This is a genomic window from Enterococcus sp. PF1-24 (genome assembly GCF_029893325.1).
Taxonomy (GTDB): domain Bacteria; phylum Bacillota; class Bacilli; order Lactobacillales; family Enterococcaceae; genus HY326.
The window spans coordinates 1-7,994 of sequence record NZ_JARXWL010000056.1; the positions used below are offsets into that span (position 1 = coordinate 1).

Consider the following 7,994-nt stretch of genomic DNA (forward strand, 5'->3'; position numbering starts at 1 on the left):
CACAGAAAGCTGCATAATAGTTAATTTGAAAACAACAAAAAACGGAGTAGATTTCTCTACTCCGAAAAAGTCTAACTTTTTGGGGTCACTACATTCCGCTTTAACGAAAGTTGGGGTGTTTCAATTTTATAAACTTTTTACATAATTATCTAAAGTAAGTATCGCAGCATAAATATCAGCAGCAGTTAAATTAAGTCCCATTTGCTGCAACGTATCATTTTCATTAACCGCATGAGCAGCTACTAATTTTAAATCCGCTTCGCTTAAATCTGCCAATTTCATTTCAGCTAAAGTCGTTGGTAACCCTAATGCTTGATAAAACTTTACAAATTGATTTAAACGGGATAAGGGAGCATTCTCCAAAACTAATTGTACTAAAGTAGTAAAAGCCACTTTCTCTCCGTGAGTCAGTTGATGAACTTCACTCCGTAAAACTGAAAACGCATTGTGTAAAGCGTGAGCGGCTGCCAAGCCACCACTTTCAAAACCTAAACCACTTAATAAAGTATTGGCTTCCACCACATTTTCAAAAGCTGGCGTCACTACTTTCATCTCATTGGCTTTTAGGGCTAATTCTCCTTCAGCAAATAAAGTTTTTTCACATTGCTCAGCAATCGCTAAAGCCGCTAGCGTACTACTACCACCTACTAAATTTTTGCCATGGCCTTTTTGAATTGCTTGAACTTCAACAAAAGTTGCTAAGCCGTCAGCAATTCCTGAAGCTAAAAATCTTGTCGGTGCTTGTACGATTACTGCCGTGTCAACAAAAACCAAATCTGGATTTTTTTTCAATAATTGATAGTGAGAAAAACTCCCATCTTCTTGATAAATAACGGAAATTCTAGACGTTGGTGCATCGGTAGCCGCGGTAGTCGGCACAATTGCAATTTGTAAATTTAATTGATTAGCGACACTTTTAGCAACATCAATCGCTTTACCACCACCTAAACCTATTACAAAATCTAAATCAGCTGCCACGCTGGCTTTAATTGCCGCTACTTCTTCTTCAGAGCTTTCACCTTTAAATAAGTATTTACTAATCGCTAAACCCATCGCTGCAAGCTGAGTGGCTAATTTCGCCCCTGTCATCTCCCACACAAAACTGTCGGTAATAATTAAGCCATTTTTCCCTAAAGCTTTAAAAACCTCTAAATGACTATCAAGAATATTGGCTCCTTGAATATAATTTGCTGGACTACAAAATGTACGAATCATCCTAAGTTCTCCCATCTAAACCATTTGTGTATATTTTCACATATACAGCAACTTTTTTCAATGCTTATCTTGCTCATTAAAAAACGCCTATAAAAGTTCGCAACCACCTGAAACTTCACTTCAGAGACTGCCTTTTATAGACGTTCACTTATTTATTTTTTCTTTTTGCCACCGAAAGCATCTTTCATTTTATCGAAAAAACCTTCTTCTTGTTGTTCAGTAACGGTTTGTCCGCCAGCTTCAGCAAAAGCCCGTAATGCGGTACGTTGTTCTTCATTTAAGTTTTTCGGCGTAATGATTTTCACACGAACGTGTTGGTCGCCACTGCCGCTACCTCTTAAACGTGGTGCCCCTTTTCCACGCATCCGGAAATTCGTGCCTGTTTGTGTACCAGCTGGAATTTTCAGTTTCACTTCCCCGTGAACAGTAGGAACTTTCACTTCATCACCTAAAGCCGCTTGCACAAAGCTTAATGGTAGTTCATAGAAAATTTCAGCGCCTTCACGGTCAAAAATATCACTGTCTTCTACTCGGAAAATCACATATAAATCACCATAAGGTCCGCCGTTTAAGCCAGCTTCCCCTTGATTAGTCAAGCGCATTTGTTGCCCATTTTCAACACCTGCGGGCACATTAACTTTAACTTTATGAGCTTTCTTTTCATGACCTGTTCCATGACAAGTTGAACAAGGTTCTTTAATTTCTTTCCCGGTACCACGACAAACATCACAAGTTTGACGGCTCATTACGCGGCCAAGAGGTGTTTGACGCTCAACATTAATCGTACCTGCCCCATGACATTTATGACAAGTTGTAGGCTGGGTACCAGGTTTTGCCCCATTACCGCCACAAGTATGACAAATATCTTCACGGTTATATTTGATTTCTTTTTCAATACCGAAAATCGCTTCTTCGAATTTCAAATCAATTGTATATTGCAAATCTGAACCTTGACGTGGTGCATTAGGATCAACTGATCTGCTGCTGCCGCCACCGCCAAAAAATGAATCAAAAATATCTTCAAATCCACCAAAACTGCCGCCACCGCCAAAACCACTAAAGCCGCCACCAGCACCATAATTAGAATCAGTAGCCGCATGACCATATTGATTATAAGCAGCTCGCTTTTGAGCGTCGCTTAATACTTCATAGGCTTCAGAAATTTCTTTAAATTTATCTTCAGCATCTGCTTCTTTATTAATATCTGGGTGATATTTTTTTGATAACTTACGGTAGGCTTTTTTTATCTCATCATCTGAAGCACCTTTGGCTATGCCAAGGACTTCATAATAATCTCTTTTCGCCATTGACTTCCTCCTAGTTCTTTTCGCAGCACTAAATTTTCTTTGAAAATTTAGTTTGATTCTCACTATGTATATCATTCAACTCATATATTTTCATAAGGCGAATTGACATGCTGTTAATTCAACGCTGTGAGTTTAACTGCTAATAAAACAACTTTTTTGTTTTACTAAACTCTCGTTGCTCATTAAAAGAATCTCTAAAAATTCATTTGTTCAGCTAAAATAGTCTGCACTATTAACATCTTTGTCATCATACCATAATTCAAAAGAAATCTGAACAACTTGTTTTCAGAAAATCAGGGTGGAGCATTGCGCCCCACCCTGCCCATCAATCAATAAAATTAGTTGTCACCGTCAACTTCTTCAAAGTCTGCATCGACTACATCATCGGCGCCACCTTGAGCAGCTTCTGGATCTTCTTGTGCTTGTTGTGCAGCTGCTTGTTCATACAATTTTACAGTTAAGTTTTGTACGATTTCATTTAAAGCATCACGTTTTGTTTTCATTTCTTCAATGTTATTCGCTTCAACGGCTGCTTTTAATTCATCACGAGCATCTTCAGCTTTTTTAACTTCTTCAGCGTCAACTTTGCCTTCTAATTCTTTCAATGTTTTATCAACAGTGAATAACAAAGCATCTACATCGTTACGTAAGTCAACTTCTTCTTTACGCGCTTTATCTGCATCAGCATTGGCTTCAGCGTCTTTCACCATGCGATCAATTTCTTCGTCTGTTAAACCTGAAGATGATTTAATCGTAATTTTTTGTTCTTTTTGTGTACCTAAGTCTTTAGCAGAAACATTTACGATACCATTTTTATCAATATCAAAGGTTACTTCAATTTGTGGCACACCACGAGGGGCAGCTGGAATATCAGTTAATTGGAATCTACCTAATGTTTTGTTGTCAGAAGCCATTGGGCGTTCCCCTTGTAATACATGAATATCAACAGCTGGTTGGTTGTCAGCCGCAGTTGAAAAGACTTGTGATTTACTTGTTGGGATAGTTGTATTACGGTCAATCAATTTAGTGAAGACACTACCCATTGTTTCGATCCCTAATGATAATGGTGTTACATCTAACAATACAACGTCTTTTACATCACCAGTGATTACGCCACCTTGAATAGCAGCACCCATTGCAACTACTTCATCAGGGTTAACTGATTTATTTGGCTCTTTGCCAGTTTCTTTACGAACAGCTTCTACAACCGCTGGAATCCGTGTAGATCCACCAACTAAGATCACTTCATCAATTTCAGATTGTGCTAAACCAGCATCTTTTAACGCTTGGCGAACTGGAATTTTAGTCCGTTCTACTAAATCATGAGTTAATTCATCAAATTTCGCACGAGTTAAAGTCATTTCCAAATGCAATGGACCTGCTTCACCAGCTGTAATAAATGGTAAGCTGATTTGTGTACTTGTTACACCTGATAAATCTTTTTTAGCTTTTTCAGCAGCATCTTTCAAACGTTGTAGCGCCATTTTATCTTGACCTAAGTCAACGCCGTTTTCTTTTTTGAATTCAGCAACCATGTGATCAATGATTTTATTATCAAAATCATCCCCACCTAATAAGTTATCACCAGCAGTAGAAAGTACGTCAAAGACACCATCACCTAATTCAAGGATTGATACGTCAAAAGTACCACCACCAAGGTCAAATACTAAGATTTTTTCATCTCTATCAGTTTTATCTAAACCATAAGCTAATGCTGCTGCTGTTGGTTCGTTGACAATTCGTTCAACTTCTAAGCCAGCAATTTTACCAGCATCTTTAGTTGCTTGACGTTGCGCATCGTTAAAGTAAGCAGGTACAGTAATTACTGCTTTATCCACTTTTTCACCTAAATAATCTTCAGCAAAACCTTTTAAGTATTGTAAAACCATCGCCGAAATTTCTTGTGGTGTATAAGATTTGCCTTCAACTTCAACTTTATAACCAGCTTCACCCATATGACGTTTAATTGAACCGATTGTATTTGGGTTAGTTACCGCTTGACGTTTTGCAACTTCCCCTACTTGAATTTCACCATTTTTAAATGATACTACAGATGGTGTAGTCCGATTTCCTTCTGGGTTAGCGATAATTTTCGCTTCGCCACCTTCTAATACCGCAACGGCAGAGTTAGTTGTTCCTAAGTCAATACCAATAATTTTACTCATTGTAATTTCTCCTATTCTTTAAAAAATATTTTTATTTGCAACGATCCGTTTAAAAGCTTGTGCCAATACTATTGAGCAACAATTACCATTGAAGCTCTTAGCACACGATCGTGTAGTTTATATCCTTTTTGTAGTTCTTCAACAATTGTATCAGCAGGTAGTTCATCTGTTGCTGGTACTGTTTGAACCGCTTGATGTAAATTAGGATCAAAAGCTTCCCCTTTAGCCGGAATCTCTTCAATTCCTTCTTCTTTCAAGGCAAATAGTAAACTTTCTTGTACCATTTCAATCCCTTTTTTCAAACTAGCGCCTTGTTCATCAGAAACTTCAATCGCTAAAGCTCTTTCTAAATTATCCAAAGCTGGTAAAATTTTCTTACCTAAATCTTGTGAACGATACTTTTGAAGTGTTTCTCGTTCATTCCGGTTACGACTAGACATATTAGCAATTTCGGCTCTCGCTCTTAAAAACTTATCTTCCATTTCTGAAAGCTCAGCTTTTAGTGTATCTTCTTCAGAAAGAATTACTTCCTCTGCTGCCGATTCAACCGCTTCTTCTTGAATTTCTTCATTTACTTCATCTTGCTTTTTGTCTTTTTTCACGCTTAAACTTCCCTTCTATACCTCATTATCCATCAATTTCACGATAGTAAGCGGCTAATTTATCAGCTAGCTCTTGACGAAATACATCGACTAAGCTGAATATTTTAGAATAAGGCATACTAGTTGGTCCTAATAAAGCAATTAAGCCCCGACCGTGTCCTTGAATCTCATAACTCGCTTGAATTAAGCTTAAATTTTCCAGTAAATCATTGCCAATCTCCGAACCAATCCGAATGGAAATATTATGACTATCAGGATTAAAAAGTTGCGTCAACTCATCCGCATCCTTCATTAAAGAGTAAGTCATTTTAAATTGATTCAAATCTTGACTTGGATCAAAATCCAATAAATTCATTTTACCACTTACATAAACTTTTTCTTCAAAAGCATGCCCTAACATTTTGTCAAATAACGAAACAATTCCTTCTGTTGTCTGAAAATACTTATGTAAAATCATCGGAATTTCGGTACGCAAGCGATGGTAAACCGTTAATAAAGGTTCTCCCACCAACTTATCATTAATAATCCGGACCACTTTTTCCAAATCTTCACTAGTAATACCATCGGGAATGTTAAAAATTTGATTTTCAACATTTCCTTTGTCAGTGACAATTAAAGCAATAATTTGCCGATTATTTAAAGGAACAATCCGGAAGCCAGTTAATTTACGTTCTTTGACTTCAGGCCCAAAAGAAAAAGCTGTATAGCTGGTTAGACTAGCTAAGATATCCGCTGATTGACGAATAATTTCATTAATCTCTTGAAATTCATTGCCAAAAGAATTACGAATCGTCATAATTTGTCGATCGTTGACTTCAGTTGGTTGCAATAAATGATCGACATAGTAGCGATAGCCAGTTAATGAAGGAACCCGTCCAGAAGAAGAATGCGTTTTTTGTAATAGGCCATATTCTTCTAACAGTTTCATCTCATTTCTGATCGTCGCTGAACTAGCTGCAATTCCCGCTTCCATTAACTTCTTTGAGCCTACAGGTTGACCTGTTTCAGTATAGTGTTGAATAATTAGGCGTAAGATATTTTGTTGTCTTAAAGTTAACATCTTTCATCACCTTCCATTAGCACTCTTATCTTTTAAGTGCTAACACAATTATTAATATATCATATTTCTTTTTAATGTCAAGAAAAACAAACGAAAAATTAGCACTCTATCGAAGAGAGTGCTAATTTTTAACTTTTCTTAATTTTATAGTAAAAATTGTTCAAAAACTTCATTGCCAATAAACAGTCCTGCTTCAGTTAAATAGACTGATTCTTCAGTTTCTGCAATCAGTTTTTTAGCTAACAGCTCTTTAATAATCTCACCATAGACTGTCATCATTTCTTTTGCGAACTTCTCCGCAAAACGTTTTTTAGAAACGCCCGCTCGCTTCCGTAAACCAAGAAACATTTCTTCTTCCATTTGATTTTCAAGGGTTAAAAATTCTTTTTCAATAATCGGCAATTGATTATTGCGTAGCGGCTCTAAATAATGCTGAACGGGACCATGATTTTTATAACGCATATTCCCTAAATAGCCACTAGCACCGGCACCAAAACCATAATAATTATCATTATTCCAATAAACTAAATTATGTTGGCTCTCTTTTCCAAGCAAAGCAAAATTGCTAATTTCATATTGCTTGCGTCCAGCGGCTTCCATTTGAATAATCGTTTCATCAAACATTTCACCTTCTAAATCTTGATTAGGCATCGCCAAGCGCCCTTGCCGCACCCAATTCATAAACATCGTCTTATTTTCCAAAATCAAAGAATATAAAGAATAATGTGGTAAATCAAGTTCCAGCGCTCTTTGCAAGGTATCACGAAAACTCGTTAAACTTTGTCCCGGTAAAGCATTAATTAAATCAATGCTAACATTAGCGAAATTTTCCTTCTCTAAAAACTTCATCGTTTGATAAACATCTTCTGCTGTATGTTTACGGCCAATCTTCTTCAATAGCTGATTATCAAAAGTCTGCACCCCCATTGATAAACGATTAACACCATAATTTTTAATAACTTGTAATTTTTCTAAAGTTAAATCGCCAGGATTGGCTTCAATCGTAAATTCATTAGCATCATCAAAAATCAATTCTTCTCGAATCCCCGCCAAAAGTCGATCTAATTGCTTAGTTGAAAGAGAAGTTGGCGTACCACCACCAATATAAATAGTTTCCATCTGCTGATTTTTAAACTGTTCTTTCGCTAATTTTATTTCTAATAGAAGCTTTTCAATATATTCATCAACTGGCTGGCCTTCTAAAAAGACTTTATTAAAGTCGCAATAGTAACAAATATGTTCACAAAAAGGAATGTGAATATAAGCTGAAGCCTTGTTACTACTGCCTTTATGTATATTTCCCACGTTAATTTATCCTTTCAAATAGCGTATCCGTGCCAAAAACCGTGCCATTTTTTCTTATGCTGCTTTCATCATTTGGTTATAAATTTATAGCATTCAAATGACCAACTCGTTCCATTATAGCTTTTAATCTGCTACATTTGCAAAAATATTGTTAAACTTGATTAGATTACTCAAAAAACATATCCCCTTCCAAGCTAAATGTCTGACCTAAATACATACTGTCAAATTTAGGACACTCATTCTCATTGGTGTTAGTATCAAATCTTAGACAACTTTTCGTAGAGACGGAAATAGATTAAACTTATCTACGAGAGGATGAATTTTATGACCCGATACGAAA

The 7,994-nt window shown here is 36.5% G+C and carries 6 protein-coding genes; all 6 read right to left on the reverse strand.

Features of this window, described 5'->3' with window-relative positions; all coding sequences use genetic code 11:
• Positions 1 to 126 precede the first annotated feature (126 nt).
• Positions 127 to 1,212: a glycerol dehydrogenase gene (locus M2139_RS13960; protein WP_280739464.1), complete on the reverse strand. Its 1,086-nt coding sequence runs from the start codon at positions 1,210 to 1,212 to the stop codon at positions 127 to 129.
• A 155-nt stretch (positions 1,213 to 1,367) separates the two neighbouring features.
• On the reverse strand, positions 1,368 to 2,522 hold the full coding sequence (dnaJ, locus tag M2139_RS13965; RefSeq protein ID WP_280739463.1) for a molecular chaperone DnaJ: 1,155 nt from the start codon (positions 2,520 to 2,522) through the stop codon (positions 1,368 to 1,370).
• 338 nt (positions 2,523 to 2,860) lie between these two features.
• Positions 2,861 to 4,687, reverse strand: coding sequence for a molecular chaperone DnaK (dnaK, locus tag M2139_RS13970; RefSeq protein ID WP_280739462.1), 1,827 nt, complete (start codon positions 4,685 to 4,687; stop codon positions 2,861 to 2,863).
• Positions 4,688 to 4,755: 68 nt separating this feature from the next.
• Entirely contained in the window at positions 4,756 to 5,289 is a 534-nt protein-coding gene (gene grpE, locus M2139_RS13975; protein WP_280739461.1) for a nucleotide exchange factor GrpE, read from the reverse strand.
• A gap of 25 nt (positions 5,290 to 5,314) precedes the next feature.
• Positions 5,315 to 6,349 (reverse strand): heat-inducible transcriptional repressor HrcA, encoded by a 1,035-nt coding sequence (gene hrcA, locus M2139_RS13980; protein WP_280739460.1) that lies wholly within the window; start codon positions 6,347 to 6,349, stop codon positions 5,315 to 5,317.
• 144 nt (positions 6,350 to 6,493) lie between these two features.
• Positions 6,494 to 7,654: a radical SAM family heme chaperone HemW gene (gene hemW, locus M2139_RS13985; RefSeq protein WP_280739459.1), complete on the reverse strand. Its 1,161-nt coding sequence runs from the start codon at positions 7,652 to 7,654 to the stop codon at positions 6,494 to 6,496.
• Between the last annotated feature and the right edge of the window lie 340 nt (positions 7,655 to 7,994).

What these genes read in the sequence shown, in the direction of transcription:
- dnaJ (WP_280739463.1), bottom strand. Translation starts at nt 2,522, where the DNA reads ATGGCGAAAAGAGATTATTATGAAGTCCTTGGCATAGCCAAAGGTGCT.
- hrcA (WP_280739460.1), bottom strand. Translation starts at nt 6,349, where the DNA reads ATGTTAACTTTAAGACAACAAAATATCTTACGCCTAATTATTCAACAC.
- dnaK (WP_280739462.1), bottom strand. Translation starts at nt 4,687, where the DNA reads ATGAGTAAAATTATTGGTATTGACTTAGGAACAACTAACTCTGCCGTT.